Source organism: Paraburkholderia sp., from assembly GCF_047605525.1.
Classification (GTDB): Bacteria; Pseudomonadota; Gammaproteobacteria; order Burkholderiales; family Burkholderiaceae; genus Paraburkholderia.
The window spans coordinates 157,686-178,415 of record NZ_JASGFN010000013.1; the positions used below are offsets into that span (position 1 = coordinate 157,686).

The 20,730-nt window shown below is 63.0% G+C and carries 22 protein-coding genes and 1 pseudogene; 17 read left to right on the plus strand and 6 right to left on the minus strand.

Annotation, left to right across the window (positions count from 1 at the left end; genetic code table 11):
- Positions 1-36: 36 nt before the first annotated feature.
- Positions 37-867: an ABC transporter ATP-binding protein gene (locus QM685_RS19935; protein ID WP_415118487.1), complete on the plus strand. Its 831-nt coding sequence runs from the start codon at positions 37-39 to the stop codon at positions 865-867.
- Positions 864-1,742, plus strand: coding sequence for an ABC transporter permease (locus QM685_RS19940; RefSeq protein ID WP_415118489.1), 879 nt, complete (start codon positions 864-866; stop codon positions 1,740-1,742). The genes QM685_RS19935 and QM685_RS19940 overlap by 4 nt, the downstream gene beginning before the upstream one ends.
- Before the next feature lie 59 nt (positions 1,743-1,801).
- Here QM685_RS19940 and QM685_RS19945 read toward each other — a convergent pair whose 3' ends face one another.
- Positions 1,802-2,599 carry a sulfotransferase family protein gene (locus QM685_RS19945; RefSeq protein ID WP_415118491.1) on the minus strand — a complete coding sequence of 266 codons (798 nt, stop codon included), beginning with the start codon at positions 2,597-2,599 and terminating at the stop codon, positions 1,802-1,804.
- A gap of 451 nt (positions 2,600-3,050) precedes the next feature.
- On the opposite strand from QM685_RS19945, the gene QM685_RS19950 reads away from it, so the two are divergent.
- Together QM685_RS19950 and QM685_RS19955 are read left to right on the plus strand one after the other, a co-directional pair.
- The gene (locus QM685_RS19950) at positions 3,051-4,457 is read left to right on the plus strand and encodes a selenium-binding protein SBP56-related protein (RefSeq protein ID WP_415118493.1); all 1,407 of its coding nucleotides are present in this window, start codon (positions 3,051-3,053) and stop codon (positions 4,455-4,457) included.
- Positions 4,454-5,161, plus strand: coding sequence for a hypothetical protein (locus tag QM685_RS19955; RefSeq protein ID WP_415118495.1), 708 nt, complete (start codon positions 4,454-4,456; stop codon positions 5,159-5,161). Before QM685_RS19950 ends, QM685_RS19955 begins: the two co-directional genes overlap by 4 nt.
- A gap of 28 nt (positions 5,162-5,189) precedes the next feature.
- Here the strand turns inward: QM685_RS19955 and QM685_RS19960 are convergent, their stop codons facing one another.
- Positions 5,190-6,434: a DUF1479 domain-containing protein gene (locus tag QM685_RS19960; protein WP_415118497.1), complete on the minus strand. Its 1,245-nt coding sequence runs from the start codon at positions 6,432-6,434 to the stop codon at positions 5,190-5,192.
- Positions 6,435-6,537: 103 nt separating this feature from the next.
- On the opposite strand from QM685_RS19960, the gene QM685_RS19965 reads away from it, so the two are divergent.
- From QM685_RS19965 to QM685_RS19975, 3 genes are all read left to right on the plus strand, one after another.
- The gene (locus QM685_RS19965; protein WP_415118499.1) at positions 6,538-7,530 is read left to right on the plus strand and encodes a helix-turn-helix domain-containing protein; all 993 of its coding nucleotides are present in this window, start codon (positions 6,538-6,540) and stop codon (positions 7,528-7,530) included.
- Between the two features lie 122 nt (positions 7,531-7,652).
- A complete protein-coding gene (locus QM685_RS19970; RefSeq protein WP_415118501.1) occupies positions 7,653-7,805 on the plus strand; it encodes a DUF6496 domain-containing protein in 153 nt (50 codons plus the stop codon).
- Between the two features lie 24 nt (positions 7,806-7,829).
- Complete coding sequence (locus tag QM685_RS19975; RefSeq protein ID WP_415118503.1) at positions 7,830-8,492, plus strand: UdgX family uracil-DNA binding protein; 663 nt, start codon at positions 7,830-7,832, stop codon at positions 8,490-8,492.
- Positions 8,493-8,528: 36 nt separating this feature from the next.
- On the opposite strand, the gene QM685_RS19980 is transcribed toward QM685_RS19975, so the two are convergent.
- Positions 8,529-9,434, minus strand: coding sequence for a DUF72 domain-containing protein (locus QM685_RS19980; RefSeq protein ID WP_415118505.1), 906 nt, complete (start codon positions 9,432-9,434; stop codon positions 8,529-8,531).
- A 117-nt stretch (positions 9,435-9,551) separates the two neighbouring features.
- Between QM685_RS19980 and QM685_RS19985 the strand changes: the two genes are divergently transcribed.
- Positions 9,552-10,175, plus strand: coding sequence for a zinc-binding dehydrogenase (locus QM685_RS19985; protein ID WP_415118507.1), 624 nt, complete (start codon positions 9,552-9,554; stop codon positions 10,173-10,175).
- A gap of 21 nt (positions 10,176-10,196) precedes the next feature.
- Here the strand turns inward: QM685_RS19985 and QM685_RS19990 are convergent, their stop codons facing one another.
- A complete protein-coding gene (locus QM685_RS19990; protein WP_415118509.1) occupies positions 10,197-10,697 on the minus strand; it encodes a MarR family winged helix-turn-helix transcriptional regulator in 501 nt (166 codons plus the stop codon).
- A gap of 213 nt (positions 10,698-10,910) precedes the next feature.
- On the opposite strand from QM685_RS19990, the gene QM685_RS19995 reads away from it, so the two are divergent.
- Positions 10,911-11,996, plus strand: a complete 1,086-nt coding sequence (locus QM685_RS19995; protein ID WP_415118511.1) for a Rieske 2Fe-2S domain-containing protein — start codon at positions 10,911-10,913, stop codon at positions 11,994-11,996.
- The gene (locus QM685_RS20000; RefSeq protein WP_415118513.1) at positions 11,993-12,958 is read left to right on the plus strand and encodes a PDR/VanB family oxidoreductase; all 966 of its coding nucleotides are present in this window, start codon (positions 11,993-11,995) and stop codon (positions 12,956-12,958) included. Before QM685_RS19995 ends, QM685_RS20000 begins: the two co-directional genes overlap by 4 nt.
- A 38-nt stretch (positions 12,959-12,996) precedes the next feature.
- Here the strand turns inward: QM685_RS20000 and QM685_RS20005 are convergent.
- Positions 12,997-13,265, minus strand: a pseudogene (locus QM685_RS20005) (hypothetical protein); the annotation flags it as partial.
- Positions 13,266-13,654: 389 nt separating this feature from the next.
- Between QM685_RS20005 and QM685_RS20010 the strand changes: the two are divergent.
- The 7 genes from QM685_RS20010 (at position 13,655) to QM685_RS20040 (ending at position 20,259) form a co-directional block, all read left to right on the plus strand.
- Positions 13,655-13,813: a hypothetical protein gene (locus QM685_RS20010; protein WP_415118515.1), complete on the plus strand. Its 159-nt coding sequence runs from the start codon at positions 13,655-13,657 to the stop codon at positions 13,811-13,813.
- A 53-nt stretch (positions 13,814-13,866) separates the two neighbouring features.
- On the plus strand, positions 13,867-14,622 hold the full coding sequence (locus tag QM685_RS20015; protein WP_415118517.1) for a 4'-phosphopantetheinyl transferase family protein: 756 nt from the start codon (positions 13,867-13,869) through the stop codon (positions 14,620-14,622).
- A gap of 197 nt (positions 14,623-14,819) precedes the next feature.
- The gene (gene coxB / locus QM685_RS20020; RefSeq protein ID WP_415118632.1) at positions 14,820-15,827 is read left to right on the plus strand and encodes a cytochrome c oxidase subunit II; all 1,008 of its coding nucleotides are present in this window, start codon (positions 14,820-14,822) and stop codon (positions 15,825-15,827) included.
- Positions 15,828-15,856: 29 nt separating this feature from the next.
- Positions 15,857-17,854: a cytochrome c oxidase subunit I gene (ctaD, locus tag QM685_RS20025; RefSeq protein WP_415118519.1), complete on the plus strand. Its 1,998-nt coding sequence runs from the start codon at positions 15,857-15,859 to the stop codon at positions 17,852-17,854.
- 1 nt (position 17,855) lies between these two features.
- Positions 17,856-18,497, plus strand: coding sequence for a cytochrome c oxidase subunit 3 (locus QM685_RS20030; protein ID WP_415118521.1), 642 nt, complete (start codon positions 17,856-17,858; stop codon positions 18,495-18,497).
- On the plus strand, positions 18,494-18,907 hold the full coding sequence (locus tag QM685_RS20035) for a hypothetical protein (protein WP_415118523.1): 414 nt from the start codon (positions 18,494-18,496) through the stop codon (positions 18,905-18,907). The genes QM685_RS20030 and QM685_RS20035 overlap by 4 nt, the downstream gene beginning before the upstream one ends.
- The gene (locus QM685_RS20040) at positions 18,907-20,259 is read left to right on the plus strand and encodes a c-type cytochrome (RefSeq protein WP_415118525.1); all 1,353 of its coding nucleotides are present in this window, start codon (positions 18,907-18,909) and stop codon (positions 20,257-20,259) included. The genes QM685_RS20035 and QM685_RS20040 overlap by 1 nt, the downstream gene beginning before the upstream one ends.
- A 12-nt stretch (positions 20,260-20,271) precedes the next feature.
- Here QM685_RS20040 and QM685_RS20045 read toward each other — a convergent pair whose 3' ends face one another.
- Positions 20,272-20,661, minus strand: a complete 390-nt coding sequence (locus QM685_RS20045; RefSeq protein ID WP_415118527.1) for a Fis family transcriptional regulator — start codon at positions 20,659-20,661, stop codon at positions 20,272-20,274.
- Positions 20,662-20,730 lie beyond the last annotated feature (69 nt).

The window sequence follows — 20,730 nt, forward strand, 5'->3', positions numbered from 1 at the left end:
GTGCGCCGATTCGACCTACTCGCAGGGGGCGCTCTGATGGTGGCCAATCCCACGCTTCTGTTTCCAGATCGCGCCGGGCAGGGCGCCGCGGCAACCAGCGGCAAACTGCTCGCGGTCGAGCACGTGAACCTCGAATACCGCACGCGCGAGCGGATCGTGCGCGCGACCCATGACGTGAGCTTCGACGTCTACGGCGGTGACCGCTTCGTGCTGCTGGGGCCGTCAGGTTGCGGCAAGTCCACGCTGCTCAAGGCGGTGGCGGGATTCATCGAGCCGAGCGCCGGCAGCATTTCTCTCGACGGTCAGCGCGTGCGCGGCCCCGGTGCCGATCGCATCGTCGTGTTCCAGGAGTTCGATCAACTGCCGCCGTGGAAAACGGTCGTGCAGAACGTCGCATTTCCGCTGCGGGTCGCGAAGAAGCTGTCGAAAGCGGAAGCCAGCGAGCGCGCGCTGCATTACCTCGAGAAGGTCGGGCTTGCCGCGTTCGCGCATGCTTATCCACACACGTTGTCGGGCGGCATGAAGCAGCGGGTCGCGATCGCGCGCGCGCTCGCGATGCAGCCGCGCGTGCTGCTGATGGACGAACCGTTTGCCGCGCTCGACGCGCTCACGCGCCGCAAGATGCAGGAAGAACTGCTGCGGCTGTGGGAGGAGGTGAATTTCACGCTGCTCTTCGTCACGCATTCGATCGAGGAGGCGCTGGTGGTGGGTAACCGGATTCTGCTGCTGTCGCCGCATCCCGGCCGCGTGCGCGCCGAGCTCAACAGCCATCAGTATTCGCAGGACAGCTTTGGCCGCGCCGATTTTCAGCGCAGCGTCGCGCGTATTCATCACCTGCTGTTCGACGACCCGGAGGCCGTGCAATGAGTTCTCCCGCCACGTTGCCGCCTCCGGTTCGCGCCGAGTATGAGCGCCCGCTCGAGACGCCCGGCGATCTCGCGCTCGAAGCGCCGTTGCCCGCGGCGAAGCGGCTATTCGCGCACGGCTGGCTGCGCAAGACGCTGATCGCGCTGGTGCTGATCGCGGCATGGGAAAGCGCCGCGCGCGTGATCGACAACGATCTGTTGCTGCCTACTTTCGGCGCGACGTTCAGCGCATTCGTGCAGGGCGTGTGGTCGGGCGAGTTGCTCGTCAAGACGGCCGTGTCGATGTCGGTGCTGCTGCGAGGCTATCTGCTCGGCGCCGCATGCGCGTTCGTGCTCACGTCGCTGGCTGTTTCGACGCGGGTGGGGCGTGATCTGCTGTCGATGCTGACCGCGATGTTCAATCCGCTGCCGTCCATCGCGTTGCTGCCGCTCGCATTGTTGTGGTTCGGCCTCGGCACCGGCAGCCTGTTGTTCGTGCTCGTGCATGCGGTGCTGTGGCCGCTTGCGCTCAATACGTATGCGGGTTTTCAGTCGGTGCCGGCCACACTGCGCATGACGGGTCGCAACTATGGGTTGACGGGGCTGCGGCATGTGCTGCTGATCCTGGTGCCGGCGGCGCTGCCGTCGATACTGGCCGGTTTGCGCGTGGGCTGGGCGTTTGCATGGCGCACGCTGATCGCCGCAGAACTCGTGTTCGGCGCGAGTTCCGGCAGCGGCGGTCTTGGCTGGTACATCTTCCAGAATCGCAACGAGCTGTATACGGACCGCGTTTTCGCGGGCCTCGCCGCGGTGATCGTGATCGGTCTGCTGATCGAGCATCTGGTGTTCGATACGCTCGAACGCGTGACCGTCCGGCGCTGGGGCGTGCAGCAGTGATGCTGCCGGGCGGGGCTTCAATGAGCGTTCGTCGATGACCTGCTCGCAAACGCGACGCGTCAGGCCGCCGCGTAGCCCAGATGCGTCGCCGCCGTGCCCGCCAACGCGAGCAGCTTTTCGTCGTCCGCCGGAGCGTCCGGTACGACATACAGATCGGCGATATCGGTTACCGGATCGCTGAACGGCGTCGGGCGACGGCGCTGCGCGACGAGAAAATCGCTGATCGGCGCTGCATCCGCCACGTCGAGAAACCGGCCGATGCCGGCCGCCGTCGCATGGGGATCTTCGATGAGCGAACGGTACGAAACGGTGAGGCCACGGTCCGCGGGAATCTCGTCGAAGAACTCGATGATCTCGCTCACATACTGTTCCCACACGCGTATCCCATCTTCGATCGACCCGATCCAGTGCTTATGTACCAGCGAGTTCGCAACGTGACGTGGATCGCGATGGATATGAATGAAGCGCGCCTGCGGGAGCAATTCGCGTATCAGCCGCAGACACGATCCTGAGCGCGGCTGGCGCGCGATCGAACCCGTACGTCCGGACAGCACGGTGGGATCGGCATAGGACGGATGCTTGTCTCCCCAGATCGGCGCGGTGACGCCGAGCTCCTCGCGATAGAACCGTTCGACCCACGGGCCCAGCGTGCGCCGGCTGAAGCCGGAAAAACGCTCGCGGCAGCCTACGCCGAGCAGGTCGGGGCGCTGGGCGCCCACTTCCAGCGTGTGCTTGAGCAACGCAAAGATCCGGCATTCATTGGTCAACTGGATCAGCGGATGCACGTTCAGCACGGAACACAGAAAGGTCGTTCCGGACCTTGGCGAACCAACGATGAAAAGCGGAGAAGAGGCCATTTGTCTTCCTGACTATCCGTCATTCAGAGCATACGCAACGGAGATGGCGCGAAGCTGACGCGCCGATGGCCTTTCTGTTCAGGTTCACGCGTTGGCGGCTCGATGCCGCGACAGGCGTGGCCTGCGCGGTATCGACTGCCGAAGAAAAAGAGCGCCGGTGATACGGATGAAGCGCAACATACGGAGGGATGCAAGCGCAGGCACAGCGTTTATCGCCACTGCTGATAACGGTAGCGGATTTGCTTGGTTGGCGCGGCCTGCTCGCGTCGGTAAATTCGTCAGGCGGCGCATTCGACTACGAGAAAATTTCCAGTTGCCGCGAGCGCCGCCTTGAACTACAAATTTAAAGTTATGCGCCGCTTCCGGATTGCGCTGCGCGCAACGCGCAACGAGCGCCCGATGCATGCAAGCCGTTCCTGGCTGCCGGTCCATCGATAAGGAGAGTTCCGCCATGGGAATGCGTCCAGATCCTACCTTTCATGCATCGCCGAAGCTCGCGATGGATGCGCCAGCGGAGGAGTACGCATACACGGCGCTGCTGAGTCCGGATTTCTCGCAGCCCGACGCGCTCGCGGTGATCGACGTGAAGCCAGGTTCGCCGACCTATAGCCAGGTCGTCCATACGGTGCCGGTGCCGTACAAGGGCGACGAATTTCATCACTTCGGCTGGAATGCCTGTTCGTCCGCGCTCTCGCCGTTGACCGGCCACGCGTTTCTCGAGCGCCGCTATCTGATCGTCCCGGGCATGCGCTCCTCGCGCATCTATATCGTCGATACGAAACCGCATCCGACTCAGGCGAAGATTCACAAGATCATCGAGCCGGAAGAAATCTTCCGCAAGACCGGTTATTCGCGTCCGCATACCGTGCATTGCGGACCCGAGGGCATTTACGTGAGCACGCTCGGCGGCGCGGGGCAAGACGGCACCGAAGGGCCCCCCGGCATTTTCATCATGGATTGCCAGACGTTCGAAGTGCTGGGCCGCTGGGAGATCGAGCGCGGCTTGCAGGAAAAGCACTACGACTTCTGGTGGAACCTGCCGCGCGACTATATGGTGTCGAGCGAATGGGCGTTGCCGCCGCAATTCGAAAACGGTATCGTGCCCGAAGATCTGCTCGCGAACCGATACGGGCATCGCATCCACTTCTGGGATCTGCGGGGGCGGCGCAACGTGCAGACGATCGACCTCGGCGCGAATCACCAGATGGCGCTCGAAGTGCGGCCCGCGCACGATCCGAGCCGCGAACACGGCTTTATCGGCGTGGTCGTCGATACGACCAATCTCGAAGGCTCGATCTGGACGTGGTGGCGCGAGGGCGGACAGTTCCACATCGAAAAGACGGTGACGATTGCGCCGGAGCCCGCCTCCACCGAGCAGCTTCCGCCGCTGCTGCAGGGCTTCGGCGCGGTGCCGCCGCTCGTCACCGACATCGATCTGTCCATCGACGATAAATTCCTCTATGTCGCCTGCTGGGGAACCGGCGAGATGCGCCAGTACGACGTGACGGAGCCGCGCAAGCCGAAGCTCGCGGGATCGGTGCATATCGGCGGGATTGCGCGGCGCACGCCGCACCCGAGCGGCAAGAGGTTCGCGGGCGGTCCGCAGATGGTCGAGATCAGCCGCGACGGCAAGCGCGTCTATTGGACCAACTCGCTCTATTCGACCTGGGACAACCAGTTCTACCCCGACGGCGTGCCCGCGGCGCAGGTGATGGCGCACGCCGATCCGCGCGGCGGCCTCGCGCTCGCCGATGATTACTGGGTCGCGTTTCCCGATGGATATCGCGCGCACCAGATCCGGCTCGAAGGCGGCGACTGCTCGACCGATTCATTCTGCTATCCGTCGGTGGGCGTTTGACCGGCGTCGTGTCGCCGCAAACCGGCCTGTGGCTCGCCGTTCTCGCGAGCGGTTTGTATCACGGGCTCAATCCGGCGATGGGATGGCCGCTCGCGGTCTCGAACGCGTTGATGCAGCGGCGCGCGCGGGCGTTGCTGGATGCGCTCGTCTATCTCGCGGCGGGGCACGTGCTCGCGATACTGTTGATGATGCTGCCGTTCGCGTTGCTCGCGAGCGTGATCGCGTGGCAGCGTGAGATACAGATCGGCGCGAGCGTGCTCGTCATCGGCTTCGGTCTCGTCCTGCTGATACGGCGCCGCCATCCGCGCATGCTCGCGAGAATTCCGCCGTCGCGTCTCGCGCTATGGTCGTTCGCGGTGGCGATCGCGCACGGCGCGGGTTTGATGCTCGTACCGATTTATCTCGGGCTGTGCCGCGTCGAAGACGTCGATACGGCGCACAGGGCGGCGCGGACGCTGATCGAAACCAGCCTGCGGATGGCGCTCTCGGTTTCCGCCGTTCATGCGGCCGCGATGATGATGGCGGGCGGCTTGCTCGCGTGGCTGGTGTATCGCTATCTGGGACTCAGGTTCGTGTCGCGTAGCTGGTTCAATCTCGATGCGGTGTGGGCGATGAGTCTGATTCTGGTGGGCGGGGTGGCGCTGGCGGCGAATGTTGGGGCAGGCGGCGGCGTTCTCGGCGTACTCGACTCCGCATTCGCGTAAAACATGGCGCCGGTCCGAAGTGATCGACCTACAAATTCACTCCCATCTGCGCTTTCCCGAGCGCCGTCAGATCGTCAACCGTCGCGCGCCCCGCAAAATCCACCTCGAAATGATCGGCCGGAAAATCCGGCGGACTCATCCCCTCGACGAAACTCGACAATTGCCGCTTCAGATACGCATCATTCTTCGCGCACGCGGGCGCCGACGCGATATACATCACATTGCTATACCCGTTACCCCGATGCGCGTCTTCAACCGCGTGAATGACGTCGCTATGCCAGAAGACCGTATCGCCGGGCTGCATCAGCGGGATCGACGAGAGCGCCTGAAATAGCGGCGCATGGTATTCGGGTTTGATCGACAGCGCGCGCCCCGGCATCGCGCCGCACAGATCGTCCTCGGCTACGTCGTCCTGAAGCGCGCGCAACAGGATATAGACCATCGCGTTCGCCATCGGCACGAGCTGCAACGTGCCGTCACCGGGACCTTGCTGCGTGAGCGCGGTCCAACCCTGAAAGGTTCGGAACATCGAGCAGACCGCGGGTGAAGGGATTTCCTCGACTTCGGTTCGCCAGGCTGCGTCGAAGGGATCGTAAGCGCGCCAGTTTCCGGAAAACACATGTCGATAGACGTTGCGGAAATTCGCTTCGATCCAGCGTTCGACCGAGCCGCCGTCGCAATGCGCGGACAGGCCCAGCGATTCCGAACCGGGCGGTCTGCGACGCAGGCGGTCGGCATAGACGGGCACGCGATCGGGATCGAAATGCACGCGGCCTTCGCTCGCGGTACGCCACAGGCGGTTCAGGAATACGCGTGCCTGCGTGAGTGAGGGCGACTGTCGGGCCAGCACTTGCGGCTTCGACCAGTACACGCCGTAAATTTGTGGTTTGCTCGAAGCCAGTTGGCCGAAGTACTTGTCTTCGGCGCGATTGAGCAGCTTCGCATCGAGCTTGTTGCGCTCGACATAGTCGGCGATATCGCGATCCCACTGGTCGACGAGCGCACGATCGAAAACCTTGCGGATCACGCACGCGCCGCGTGCCTTCACGAGCGCGATCTGTTCGGCGCTGACGCGATCCGTCGCAATGTCGTCGAACTGGATTTCGGGGATCACCGGCTCGCCGCGATCCCGCAGGTCGGCGATATGCCGCGTTTCGCGGGTCATTGCCGCTTCGACCTCCGCGAATACCTCGCGATAGTTGGGCAGCATCGCGCGCAGTTCCCGTTTGGCGTTTCTGATCGCCGCGGGCAGGTCGTCGATTCGTAAGGCCATTGCGTCGTCTCCGTGTGGTGATAGTCGTGGCAACGGAAGAAGCGTATCGCGGCGGCGGTGAGATGAGTGATACGATCGAGCCAATCTCTTTGCAAATCCGGTCATGAAAGCTGTCAGGAAAGCCGCGTACGAGCATGTCGATTTCGGCGAGCACTGTTCCGTGCGGGTTTACCATCGGCGACTGCCGAGAATTCCGTTCGAATGGCACCATCACCCGGAATACGAATTGACTCTGACGATGAACAGTCAGGGCAAGCGGTTCATCGGCGATTCGGTGGCGGCTTACGGCGGCGATGATCTCGTGCTGGTGCCGCCCAATCTGCCGCATACGTGGTCGTCGAATCGCTCGATCGATTCATCGGCCGCTCAGGTGGCAATCGTCGTCTGGTTCGACGGTGCGTGGGTGCGCCGCCTTGCCGACGTTTGTCCCGAGTACGGCGGTTTGTGCAATCTGCTGCGGCGCGCTGCCTGTGGGCTCGCTTTTGGACACGACGCGGGAATGCATCTGCGCGGTGAACTCGACCGGCTGCTGTCGGCCGATCCGCGCGAGCGTCTGAAGGCGGTGCTCGATGTGCTGGACTGGTTGTCGGAAGCGCCGGGCACGCCGCTCGCGTCGCCGAGTGCGTTCGACGCGCACACGGGCACGCCGTCCGGTCATCAGCCCGATCAGCTCAATCGCGTGCTCGCGCTGATCGACACGCAGTTCGCGCATCCGCTGCGTCTCGCGACGCTCGCAAAAGCCTCGGGCCTGTCCGGGCGGTCGCTTACGCGTCACTTCACGCAGCATCTCGGCGAGAGCGTCGGGCGCTATATCACGCGTGTGCGAATCGGCCATGCGTGCCGGCTGCTCACCGGTACGGGACTGCCGATATCGGTGATTGCCGCGCGCTCCGGGTTTGCAAACGTCGCGAATTTCAATCGGCAGTTCAAGGCTGCAAAGGCATTGACGCCGGCGGCATATCGGCAGCAATTCACCGGCACGCGACAGGCCGAAGACGAAAGCGTGCCGCCGCTCACCGAGCGCTCACCGTCGTTGCGAGGCAAGCGGGTGAGCGGCACGAGCAGGCGTGGGAGTGCGGGCCGGCGCCGCGGCTGAGGTGAGGGCCACGGTGGTTTGGCACACCGTATGCTCAATCAAAATCCAATACGGCGGCCACGTTACCCAGTGGTGCCGCATTTCCGGTTCAACCTCGGTTCAACCTGTAACTGGAGAAGATCATGCCGCTCAAGAAAGGTACCTCGAAGCAGACTGTGTCGCACAACATCAAGACGGAAACGAAACAGGGCAAGCCGCACAAACAGGCAGTGGCGATTGCGCTGAATCAGGCGCGCAAGTCCGGCGCAAAGATTCCGAAAAAGAGCGACAGGTAAGCCGGCGAAGTCGAGCCGATACTCATGACCGAAAGGCAATCGAAGAAGCGCGCGCACGGCGGTGCGTCAGCGGAGCAGCCGGATGTCGAGCCCGATCAGCAGCCGGCGACGCTGAACGATTGTCATCGCTGCGCGCTGTGGCGCAATGCGACGCAGGCAGTGGGCGGAGAAGGGCGGCGGCATGCGTCGATCATTCTGGTGGGCGAGCAGCCGGGGGACAGCGAAGATCTGCAGGGCAAGCCTTTCGTCGGACCGGCCGGCGCACTGCTCGACAAGGCGCTCGAAGAAGCCGGCGTGAAGCGTCACGACGTCTACGTCACGAATGCCGTCAAGCATTTCAAGTGGATCGCGCGAGGCAAGCGTCGCATGCACAAGACGCCTGCACAGCGAGAAATAGATGCATGCAGCTATTGGCTCGAGCAGGAGCTCAGCATGCCGGACGTACGCGTTATCGTTGCATTGGGCGCGACCGCGTTGAAAGCGGTGCTCGACGATTCGCACGCGCGCCTGCAGGACGCGCTCGGTAGAACGATCGAGCGCGGTGAGCAACGCGTTGTCGCGACCTATCATCCTTCATTCGCGTTGCGCGCGCCGGACCCCGATACCCGTCGCGACGTGTATGACAACATCGTCGCGGCACTGCGGATGGCGGAAAAGCTGGGGCAGCGCGGTAAGCGGTCGAGGTGATCGGCGCCATTCTGACGGAGCGGTGGATATGCACTTTCACTGCACGGGTCGCGAGGGCGGCAAACCAGGCTGTTTTATCAACCGCTGTGCGTCGAATGGCGCCTGCGCTTTGGTATCGTTGTCGAAGTAGCAGTAAACGTCGCGGGCAGGCCGCCGGGGTGGCGCTAGATCGGGCGCAATCAGCCGCGCGTCGGCGGGCTGCGCGCCGACGCGCCATGCGTCGATTCGTGCAGCCCAGCGTTGCAGTGCGTCGTCCGTATAGGCGCCGGCATACTTCGCTTTCGTGCCGTGCAGCCGGATGTAGACGAAATCGGCGGTGAGATCTTCAGCCACCGGCCACGGTTCGGTGGAATCGGAAACGACGAGCGCGACACCGTATTGCCTGAGCAACCTCACGAATGCAGGATCGAGGAAGCTCGCATGACGTATTTCGACCGCATGGCGCAACGGCCGTTTGCGTCCGACCGCGAGATAAGGCGTTTTGACGCGCTCATCATGTCGCCTGGCCAATGCAACGGCGCTTGCCGTATCCATTGGCAATACGCGCAGGAAGCGTTCCATCGCGTCAGGCTCGAAGCGAAACGAGGGCGGAAATTGCCACAGGATCGGGCCGAGCTTTTCGTTCAGCGCGAGCAGTCCCTGGGCAAAGAAGTTCGAGATTCCGGCAAGCGCGCTGTCGTCGCGAAACCGCAGTACATGCGTCAGATATCGCGCGCCTTTGATGCCGAATACGAAATCGGAAGGCGTTTGCGCATACCAGCGCTGCCAGCTAGCGAGCGATTGCAGGCTGTAATGCGTGCCATTGATTTCGATAGTGCGAAACGACGCTGACGCGAATTGCAATTCCGCGGCGTGGGTCAGATCGGCAGGGTAAAAGGTGTCGCGCCAGCCCTTGTAGCGCCAGCCGGAAATGCCGATGCGTACGTCGCCGGTTTTCTTCATCGCTGTCTTGCAGGCACCTCTAAATACCCGACTTCCAGTGCGGCGCACGCAAGAAACGCCATTCGCGCTTGCCGGTGCCCAACTCATTCACGGGTGGATTTCGGAGGAATCGGATTCTTGTCCTGCGCCGATTCCAACTCGTTCTCCGACTCAGTGTGTTTGAGTTTTTCTTCCCGGTCCTTTCTGCTTTACACCGTGTCCGATGGGATCTTGCCGGACTTTTCCTGTTCGGCTTTCTCGTTCTTTGCGCCCGTATCGTGCGGGTGTGGTGACCTGTTTTCCATGACACTCTCCTTGCGCTGCCGTTCCAATCCTTCAGATGGCGATACACATCCGGATACGAGTACTCCGCATATGCCGTGCCTCGACCAACGAAGCACGACGATTGTGATCTCCACGCCATTTCAGTTCCCGCTGAAATGGCGCTTTTATCGATGTTTTCATACTCAGGCGGCCGGTTTCAGTACGACTTTTTGTCCAGCCTTCAGCCTTCAGGCGCCTTTTCCGCCGGTCATTTCCAGAATTTTTTCCGCGGATGCGCCGTGGTTATCGTCGATCGGAATCGCGCCGATTTTCCCGGCGAGTTTCAGCCGGCAATTGAGCGAGATCGCGGCGTTGATCGACGCGGGGAACGTGCGTCTCGCGGTCGCGAAACGCTATGCGTTCGATGCGTCGGCAAAGGCCCTCGACCGGCTCGCGAAAGGGCATGTGCGTGGCAAGATCGTCGTGGAGATGGCGTAGCGCCAGGGTGGTGGCGTTGCATTAATTGGAATCCGTATCGTCACTCGCGCTACGCAACGGTGCACGGCTTTGATCGTTATTCAGATGCACGAACTTGCGCAATAGCCTCAATAGCTCCTTCGCATCCTCTTCTCCCATGCCGTCGAGCAAGCCGTGATTCAGCGCATTGACGCCCGGTATCAATTGATCGAGCAACTTCTCGCCGGCCGGCGTCAGCAAAAGACGGCGCTGCCGGCGCGGTAGAACTTCGCGCACGATCCAGCCCTTCGCTTCGAGCCGCACGGCGATATCGGCGGTGGTGGACGTGTCGAGGCCAACCCGTTGCGCGAGCGTGACCTGATCCAGTCCCGGCAATTCCTGAAGCATTCTGAGGACCGCGTATTGCACGGGCGTCACTTCACGTCCCAACAGATCATGAAACATGGACACGGAAATCTGATGCGCGCGTCTGATCAGATGGCCAGGCTGGTCATACAGGTCGATGCTGATGGCTGAGGTGCCGGTGTCGGTTGAAGTGGCCATAAAGATGTGTGAAAGCGATTGCTTGCAGCGGAAAACAGCAGTCGTGTTAGTTGATTGAAAGTTTGTCTAAGGGAAAACCTTCATTTAATCACCAAAGGTTCATTAAGTACACTGAATCTCAATGAGTGTACGGAATGACCTGAATTTCCCATAGCGCGGCTAAAGCCGCAATTGAAACATTCGCACGCGCAAATAATCAGGAGTGAGACTGACATGTTCCCCAGGAATGCGTGGTACGTCGCATGTATGCCCGATGAAGTCGCGGACAAGCCGCTAGGCCGTCAGATCTGCGGCGAGCCCATGGTCTTCTATCGAAACGCAAGCGGCGACGCAGTCGCGCTCGAGGACTTCTGCCCGCACCGCGGCGCACCGCTTTCGCTTGGTTTCGTGCGCGACGGTACCCTCGTGTGCGGGTATCACGGCCTCGAAATGGGATGCCAGGGTAAGACGACCGGCATGCCGGGTCAGCGCGTCAACGGCTTTCCGTCTATCCGCAGCTATCCGGTGATCGAGCGCTACGGCTTTATCTGGGTATGGCCGGGCGACCCGGCGCAGGCCGATCCCGCGAAGCTGCATCATCTGGAATGGGCTGAAAGTTCTGAATGGGGCTATGGCGGCGGTCTGTATCACATCCGCTGCGATTACCGGCTGATGATCGATAACCTGATGGATCTCACGCACGAAACCTATGTGCACGCCAACAGCATCGGCCAGAAAGAGATCGACGAAGCCGCGCCGAAGACGGTTGCCGAAGGCGATACCGTGCGCACGAGCCGCTTCATGGAAAACGTGGCCGCACCGCCGTTCTGGAAGATGGCATTGCGCGGCAACGGTCTTGCCGACGACGTGCCGGTCGACCGCTGGCAGATCTGCCATTTCACGCCGCCGAGCCATGTGCTGATCGAAGTTGGCGTCGCGCACGCCGGGCATGGTGGCTATCATGCGCCGGCGGACAGGAAAGCGTCTTCCATCGTCGTCGATTTCATTACGCCGGAAACTGAAACGTCGATCTGGTATTTCTGGGGCATGGCGCGTAATTTCCGTCCCGACGATTCAGCGCTGACGGCGAGCATCCGCGAAGGGCAAGGCAAGATCTTCAGCGAAGATCTGGACATGCTCGAGCGTCAGCAGCAGAACCTGCTCAGATGGCCCGAGCGCAATCTGCTCAAGCTCAATATCGATGCGGGCGGCGTGATGTCGCGCCGCGTGATCGATCGCCTCGTGGCACAGGAGCGCGCATCCGCGAGCACGCGGCGGGTTGAAGTTTCGCGCGTCATTCCGGTGCGGACGGCAACATGAATCATCCCGTGCTGAACGTGGTCGTCGCGCGCCGGCGCGACGAAGCACTCGATATCGCGAGCTTCGAACTCCGCAGCGAAGACGATGTCCCATTGCCCGCTTTCGATGCGGGCTCGCACATCGACGTGCATCTTCCCAACGGCCTCGTGCGTCAGTACTCGCTATGCAACGATCCGCACGAAACGCACCGTTATACGATCGCGGTATTGCGCGACGAAGCAGGACGCGGCGGCTCGAAGGCGGTGCATGACCTGGTTTGCGAAGGCGACCGCTTGCAGATCAGCGCGCCACGCAATCATTTCGCGCTTGCGCGTGAGGCCGGCCATCATCTGCTGCTGGCGGGCGGCATTGGCGTGACGCCGATTCTCTGTATGGCGGAACATCTCGCATCGGCCGGCGAGTCGTTCGACATGCACTATTGCACGCGCTCGAAAGAACGCACGGCATTTGTCGAGCGTATTGCGCAGGCGGGTTTTGCGAAATCGGTCCAGTTTCATCACGACGACAATCCGGGTGGCTCGACGTTCGACATCGAACAGGCACTGAACCGCGCGCCGGCCGGCACGCATCTCTATGTTTGTGGTCCGCGCGGCTTCATGGACTTCGTGCTCGATACCGCGCGAGCAAAGCAGTGGCCGGAAGACCGGCTGCACTACGAGTTCTTCGGCGTGCTCGCTAACCAGCCGGCGATGGGTGGCCGTTTCCAGGTGCGTATCGTGAGCAGCGGCGCGACGATCGACGTGCCGCCGGAATGCACGGTCGTGCAGGCGCTTGCCGCCAATGGCATCGAAGTCCTGACGTCGTGCGAGCAGGGCGTGTGCGGCACCTGCCTCACGCGGGTTATCGCCGGCGAGCCCGAACATCTGGATTCGTATCTGACCGATGAAGAGCGCGCGGCGAACGATCAGTTCCTGCCGTGCTGCTCGCGCGCGAAATCTCCGCTGCTCGTGCTCGATCTGTAGCGCGGCGACAGGTATACAGCCCGCTGTCTCACTTGCTGCTAACCGGTCACGACCGGCGGCCGTACCGGCACGCGCACCGGCCGGACTTCCTCGACGATACGTCCGTCCTCGATACGGATATAGCGGTCGGCCGCGCTGAAGTAGCGGTCGTCGTGCGAAATCACGATCAGCGTTTTGCCCTGGCGTTTCAGTTCAGATCGGGCAGGATTTCAGTGTAGAAGATGCGCCGGAACGTCGGATCCTGATCGGCGGCCCATTCGTCGAGCACGATCACCGGGCGGCGTTCGAGGTACGCATGCACGAGCGCGGGCTCGCAGGTCGAGAAGCGCGCGGACAGACTGGCGATGCGCGCGAATGCGACCTGGGCGCGTCCGATCGACGGCAACGCGCCGACGATTTCCTGGATCGGCCCCTTCATATACAGCAGCACGAGCACGAAGCCCGTCATCACCGCGCGGTCCGCATCGGGCGAGCGCGTCTGCAACGTGAGTATCAGCCCGACTACGACGAAGAACGGCAGCGAGCCGAACGCATTCGCGCTGACGAACACATTCGCGGCGCGCACGCGCAGGCGGAAGCGATCAAGCGCCACTATAATCTGCGAGGCTGTCGTCAGTCAGGACAGCTCTGGCACAAGAATGGACAAATCTGTCCTGTTCTATGTATGAAATCGCGCTTCATGGTTTTAATCCGGTCATGAGCAAACCCAAACTGCAAACTTTCGGCGACCGTTTCGCGGCCCGCGAAGTGATCGCGCAGGATCCCGGTTACGCCGACGTGCGGACCTTCACCGTGATGTTCCGGCGCGCGTTCGGCAGCACGTCGCAACAGTTCCGGCAGCGGTTTCGCGTGTAGTCGATTTTTCGTCACCAACCGTTTTGCCACTATCACCACGCTGGAATGATTCGATGACCGCTGCCGCCATACCGGATTTCGATGTGCGTCCGCTCGCCGTACCGCGTGCGTCCGGCGCCGGTATCGAGATCTTCTGCATCACGTTCGACTTCGGCGTGACGCTCGAGCATCCCGCATTCGCGGTACTGTCCGCTGACGAACATGCGAAAGCCGCGCGTTTTCTGCGCCATGAAGATGCACTGCGTCATGCGGTGACACGCGTCGTATTGCGTCGGTTGCTTGCAGAACGAACGGGCGTGAAGGCGGATGAATTGCGTTTCGAGCCAGACGCGGCGGGCCGGCCGCGCCTCGTGTCGACGCAAGGCGCGCCGCGCAACGAGCCCAACGCGTGGCCCGATTTCAACGTATCGCATTCGGGCCAACACGCGCTGATCGCCATCGCCGCGCAAGGGCGTGTCGGTGTCGATATCGAGGCCGCCCGCCAGAACATGAACTGGCAGGCGCTGACACCGGCGGTGTTCGCGCCGCGCGACGAAGCCTGCGTATCGGCGTTGCCGGTGCATCTGCGTGCCGACGCGTTCTACGATGTCTGGACCGCGAAGGAGGCGATGTTGAAGGCGCTGGGTGTCGGTATCGGCGATGGCATGACGTGGTTTTCGGTGCTCGGTGACGGGCGCCGGGAGCCGAATGTCGCGCTGAGCGACGAACGTGCGCGCAATGGACATGCGATCACACAGCTCGATGCGCTCTGGCTTCAGGTATCGCCCGGCTATTCCGCCTGCGTGGCGTGGTCGCGCGACGCCGTTTAGCGAAGCTATAAAACGCCCCCGTCCAGCCGGAATGGCCGCGCACCGCGACACCACGCGGACGCGGCCTGTTTTTTGCTCATCTTCTCTCGCGTCGTATCGAACGCAGGTGCGAGCGTGCCGTTCACGGTCGCCACTTTCAGAGGAGCCCCCCAGTGTCAGCAGCGCGGACGTCCGGAACCCCAGGCCGATATATCGGCCTGGGCGGTTTCACGTTGTTACCGGCACTGTCCGTGAATTCCGCGCACGCGAGTCCGGCGGCTCCGCTCAATTACTTCCTGCATGCGGCGGGCCCGGCCGCCGGTCCGACGATGCGGCTCGGCTGGGTGCTGACCGCGGTCGCGACGCTGGTCACGCTGATCATCGCCGTGCTGCTGGTCGGCGCGATGGTGCGCAAGCGTCCCGGCGCGGCACCGGACTCGCTCAACGCGGAGCCCGGCGGCATGCGCTGGATTTACATCGGCACGGGCGTGTCGTCGATCGCGTTGCTGGCGATACTGGTGTATGTGCTGGTCACGCTCGAATCGGTCGCGTCGCCGGCCACTTATCCGCAACTGACGATCACCGTCACCGCCTACGACTGGTGGTGGAAAGCTGACTACACCGACGATCCGAACCCGGCCCGCAACTTCAGCACGGCCAATGAGATTCATATTCCGGTCGGCGAGCCGGTGAAGATCCAGCTCAAAAGCGCGGACGTCGTCCACGCATTCTGGGTGCCGCAACTCGCGGGCAAGACTCAAACGATCCCCGGGCAAACCAACGAGCAGTGGATTCAGGCGGATCGTCCGGGCATCTATCGCGGACAATGCTCGCAGTTTTGCGGCGCGCAACATGCGCATATGGCCTTCGAAGTCATCGCGCAGGACGCCGCTGCGTTCAACGCATGGCGCGACGCGCAGGCACGCGCGGCGAGCCCGCCCACGGGCGACGCCGCCGTCGCGGCCGGCCAGCATCTGTTCGGCGAGCGCTGCGCCGGTTGCCACACGATTCGCGGCACGAGCGCCGACGGTCTGCAAGCGCCCGATCTCACGCATCTCGGCTCGCGCCGCACGATCGCGGCGAGCGCGCTCAGCAATACGCCGGACCATCTGCTCGACTGGATCGAACACGCGCAGCAGATCAAACCCGATGCATTGATGCCCAGCATCGCGCTGACGGCGAACGAGGCCGCCGCCTTGTCGGCGTATCTCGCGACGCTGCATTGAAGCGCGTCGAAACCAGGGAGCCCCGTTCAATGTCCGATCGACCCGCGACCACTTCGATGCCGGCACTCACGCGCATACCTCGACGTCGCCGCGTCGAGCGTGGCAGCGACGCGGAGAAGCGTCTGCGCGAAATCTGGGAAGCGTCGCCCGGCTGGCGCGGCTGGCTATCCACGGTCGATCACAAGACGATCGGCTTGCGCTACCTCGTGACCGCGTTCGTGTTTCTGCTGATGGGCGGTATCGAAGCGCTGATCATGCGGGTGCAGCTCGCGCGTCCGAACGCCACGCTGCTCACGCCCGAGCAGTACAACCAGCTCTTCACGATGCACGGCGTGACGATGATCTTTCTTTATGCGCTGCCCGTGCTGTCCGGCTTCTCGAACTATCTGTGGCCGCTCGTGCTCGGCGCGCGCGACATGGCGTTTCCGCGCCTGAACGCACTGTCATATTGGGTGTTCCTGTTCGCGGGCCTTTTCCTGTACGCGAGTTTTCCGAGCGGGCAGGCACCCGACGCGGGCTGGTTCAACTACGTGCCGCTATCAGGCCTCGAATACAGCAGCGGACCGAATATCGACGTCTACGCGCTCGGCATGGTGCTGCTCGGCATTTCGACGACGGTCGGCTCGATGAACTTCGTCGTGACGTTGCTGCGCATGCGCGCGCCGGGAATGTCGCTCGATCGCGTGCCGGTGCTCGTGTGGGGCACGCTCACCGCGTCCGGCGGCAATCTGCTCGCGGTGCCTTCGGTGAGCCTCGCATTCCTGATGCTGTGGATGGACCGGCGCATCGGCACGCATTTCTTCGACGTGTTGAACAGCGGCCGGCCGCTGCTCTGGCAACACCTGTTCTGGATCTTCGCGCATCCGTGGGTCTACGTAGTTGTGCTGCCGGCGATGGGCATCGTGTCCGATGCGTTGCCGGTGTTTTGCCGCCGGCCGCTGGTCGGCTACGGACCGGTTGCGTTGTCGACGGTCGCGACGATGGTGATCGGCTTCGCGGTGTGGATTCACCATATGTTCGCGACCGGCATCCCGGCGCTCGCGCTGTCGTTTTTCGGCGCGGCCAGCATGGTGATCGCGGTGCCGAGCGCGGTCGCGACGTTCGCGTGGATCGCGACGATCTGGACCGGCCGTCCCGTGTATCGCGTGCCGTTCCTGTTTTTCGCGGGCTTCGTGCTGCTGTTCGTCGTGGGCGGCGTGTCCGGCGTGATGACGGCCGCGGTGCCGTTCGACTGGCAACTGACCGACACGTACTTCGTCGTCGCGCATCTGCATTACGTGCTGCTCGGCATCAACGTGTTTCCGGTGATCGGCGGCATCTATTTCTGGTTTCCGAAATTCACCGGCAGGATGACGAGCGAACGCCTCGGCAAGATTGCGTTCTGGGTACTGTTCGTCGGCTTTAACGTCGCGTTCTTTCCGATGCATATCGCCGGACTGCTCGGCATGCCGCGCCGCATGTACACCTATCCCGCCGATATGGGCTGGAATACGGTGAATCTCGTCACCTCGCTCGGTTCGTTCCTGTTCGCGGCCGGCGTGCTGATCTTTCTGATCGATCTGCTCGTGAGCCTGAAACGCGGCCGGATCGCCGGCGACAATCCGTGGGACGCGCCAACGCTCGAATGGTCGGTCAGCTCGCCACCGCCACCCTATAACTTCGCGGTAGTGCCGACGCTCGCGAGCCGTCATCCGCTATGGGAAGGCCGGCTCGATGAACCGGGCGGCGTGATTGCGCCGCGCTCGCAACTCGACGAAGGTTATCTGCTCGCGCAAGGGCGCGAAGCGCTCGGCACGACCGCGCTCGAGGCGATGCCCGACATCATCCTGAAGATGCCGCAGGACTCATGCACGCCGTTCTGGCTCGCGGTATTCGCCGCACTGTTTTTCGTGGGGCTGGCGCTCGGCGCATGGTTTTTCGCCGCTGCGATGCTGGCCGGCTGCGCGGTCTCGATCGTCGTCTGGCTATGGCCGGAGCGCGCATTGATCCAGCGCGAGCCGGTCGCGGTCGAGGACGCGGGAGGCTGATATGAGCGATGCACTCGACTTCGATCCGTCATCACGCGAATCCGCCGGGCCCGCGCGCGCGTTGCCCGTGGGCAGCGCGGGCGAACGCTCGAGCGGCTGGTGGGGCTGCTTCACGCTGATCGCGACCGAAGGCGCGTTATTCGGCTATCTGATCTTCTCGTATCTGTACCTGGCCTCGCAGAGCCAGCAGCATTGGCCGCCCGAAGGACTGCCGAAACTCGGGCTCGGCGCCGCCAATACGCTCATTCTGTTATCGAGCAGCGGGTTCGTCTGGCTATGCGAGCGCTGCGTGCGCCGCAGACGGTTGTGCTGGGGTGTCGCTTCGATGGCGGCGGGCATCGTGCTCGGCTGTATTTTCATGGGCATTCAATTGCGCGAATGGCACAACCATCCGTATGGGTTGACCTCGCATCTGTACGGGTCGTTGTACTGCACGATCACCGGCTTCCATATGGCGCACGTCGCGGTCGGGATCGTCGTGCTCGCGCTTTTGCTGCTGTGGACGGCACTCGGCTATTTCGACGAAAAGCGCTGCGCTGCACTGTCGATCGGCGGGCTTTACTGGCATTTCGTCGACGTCGTCTGGCTGTTCATTTTCAGCACGCTGTATCTGACGCCCTATCTGTTCCGGGAGTGGTCATGAACGGGCAGACGGAGTCGCGCGTCGCGATGCGATATGTGCTGACCGGTCTGCTGACCGCCCCATGCGCATGGCTATTGCAGATGATGGTGACGGAGACACTCGCCGCGCAGACCTGCTATCCGTACAACCATCCGCTCGGCATGCCGCTCGTGCCGTGGATGCGGCCGGCGCTCGTCGCGATCAGCGCGTTGTGTCTGGTGGCGGGCGCGTTCGGCACATGGGTCGCATGGCGCAATCTTCGCCGTATCGCGCCGATGAAGTGGGGCGCATGGAGCGGCGCGCGCCGCACCCGCGCCGAGCTCGACTGGTTTCTCACGCACGTGGCGGCGATGTGCAGCACGCTGTTTCTGTTCGCGTTGATTTCGACCGATGTCGCGGTCGCGATCGTCTCGCCGTGCAGGTGGTGGTGATGAAACGCAACGTTCGACATGTGATCGAACGGCGACGCGGCGCAATGGCGGCGGCGTGCGCATGGCTGCTCGCCATGACGGCAAACGCCGCGGCAAACCCACCCGCAACCCCACCCGCCGACAGCGCGCAGATCGAACGCGGCGCCTACCTCGCCAAAGCCGCCGACTGCGCCGGCTGCCACACGGCGCCGCCGCGTGTCTCCCGTCCGGGCGCCGCGCCGACGCCAGCGCCCCCGTTCGCCGGCGGTCTCGGCATGGGCTCGCCGTTCGGCACGATCTATTCGTCGAACATCACGCCGGATCCGCAATCCGGTATCGGCCGCTATAGCTATGACGACTTCGCGCGCGCATTGCGCGAAGGAATCGCGGCGGATGGCCGGCGGCTTTATCCGGCGATGCCGTACCCGTCATTTGCAAAGATCACGGACGACGACATGCATGCGCTGTACGTGTACTTCATGCACGGCGTGCAGCCGGTCGCCGTGCCCGCGCCCCGAACGCGTCTGCCGTTTCCGTTCAGTCAGCGCTGGGCGCTGACGTTCTGGGACTGGGCCTTCGCGGCGAAGGACCGCTTCGCGCCCGATGCGAAGCACGACGCGCAATGGAATCGCGGCGCATATCTCGTGCAGTCGCTCGGCCATTGCGGCGCGTGCCACACACCGCGCGGCCCCGCGTATGAAGAGCGCGGCTACGACGAATCGAGTTCAGCGTATCTGACGGGCGGCACCAATGATCACTGGTTCGCCCCGAATCTCACCGCGGACCCGGGCTCGGGGCTCGGCCGCAGCTCCGCCGCCGAGATCGCCGATTTCCTGCGCCGGGGTCACGGCAACGGCCTGATTGCGTTCGGCAGCATGGTGCAGGTCGTCGAAGACAGTACGCAGTATCTGAACGATGCGGACCTCGCGGCGATTGCCGCATATCTGAAGAGCTTGCCGCCGCGCGCACCGGGCGGCTATTTCAACGAACGTTCGAGCGCCGCGCGGCAAACCGCGCTGGCGCTGAAGACGGGGGACGTGGAACGGCCGGGCGCGGGGATTTACGCGTCCTATTGCGCGCGTTGTCATCAGATGGACGGTGTGGGCGTGCCGCAAAAGTATCCGCGTCTTGCGGGCAATCCCGCGGTGCTGTCGTCGTCCAGCGCGTCGCTCGTGCGTCTGCTGATCGAAGGCGGCGCCAGTCCGCGGACGGAGTCGGGTCCTCAGCCGCGCAAGATGCCGTCTTTCGCCGGCAGGCTGACCGATACCGAAATGGCTCGGGTGCTGACTTTCGTGCGCAATACATGGGGAAATACGGCGGGGCCGGTGACCACGCGCGACGTGTCGAGCGTGCGGCGTGCATTGCATAAATAGCGTTGTACCGTGCTACAGCGTGTTGTCCTTGCCGTCGCGCCCGGCATTGGCGGTATTGAAGAGCTGCTTGAGCCTGGCGTTGACCGCGATCAGCTCCTGAACCGGCGCCGCCGCGAGTTGCTGATCGAATAGCGTGAGAACCTGGCCGAGGAGCGCATACGCGTCGTTGTCGACGACGCAGGTGCCAGTTTCGAGTCCGGCCTGACGGCAGCGCAGGATCACGCTCTCCGCATCGCGAAAGAGCTCGGGCACCGCGGCGCCATAGCCGCGTTGATTGAGCAGCATCGCCATATAGATGGCCTGCGCCATGCTGCCGACATGATACTGATTGCCGACGCCGCTGCGCAGCGCCTCGAGCGTCATGTGATAGTCGAGCGAGATTTCGCCCGCTTTTGCAGGCACGATCGGCTGCTGCATCGCCTTCGGGCGCGACCGTGGCGATTTCGCCGGTGCTTCGCGATGGGGGCTCGC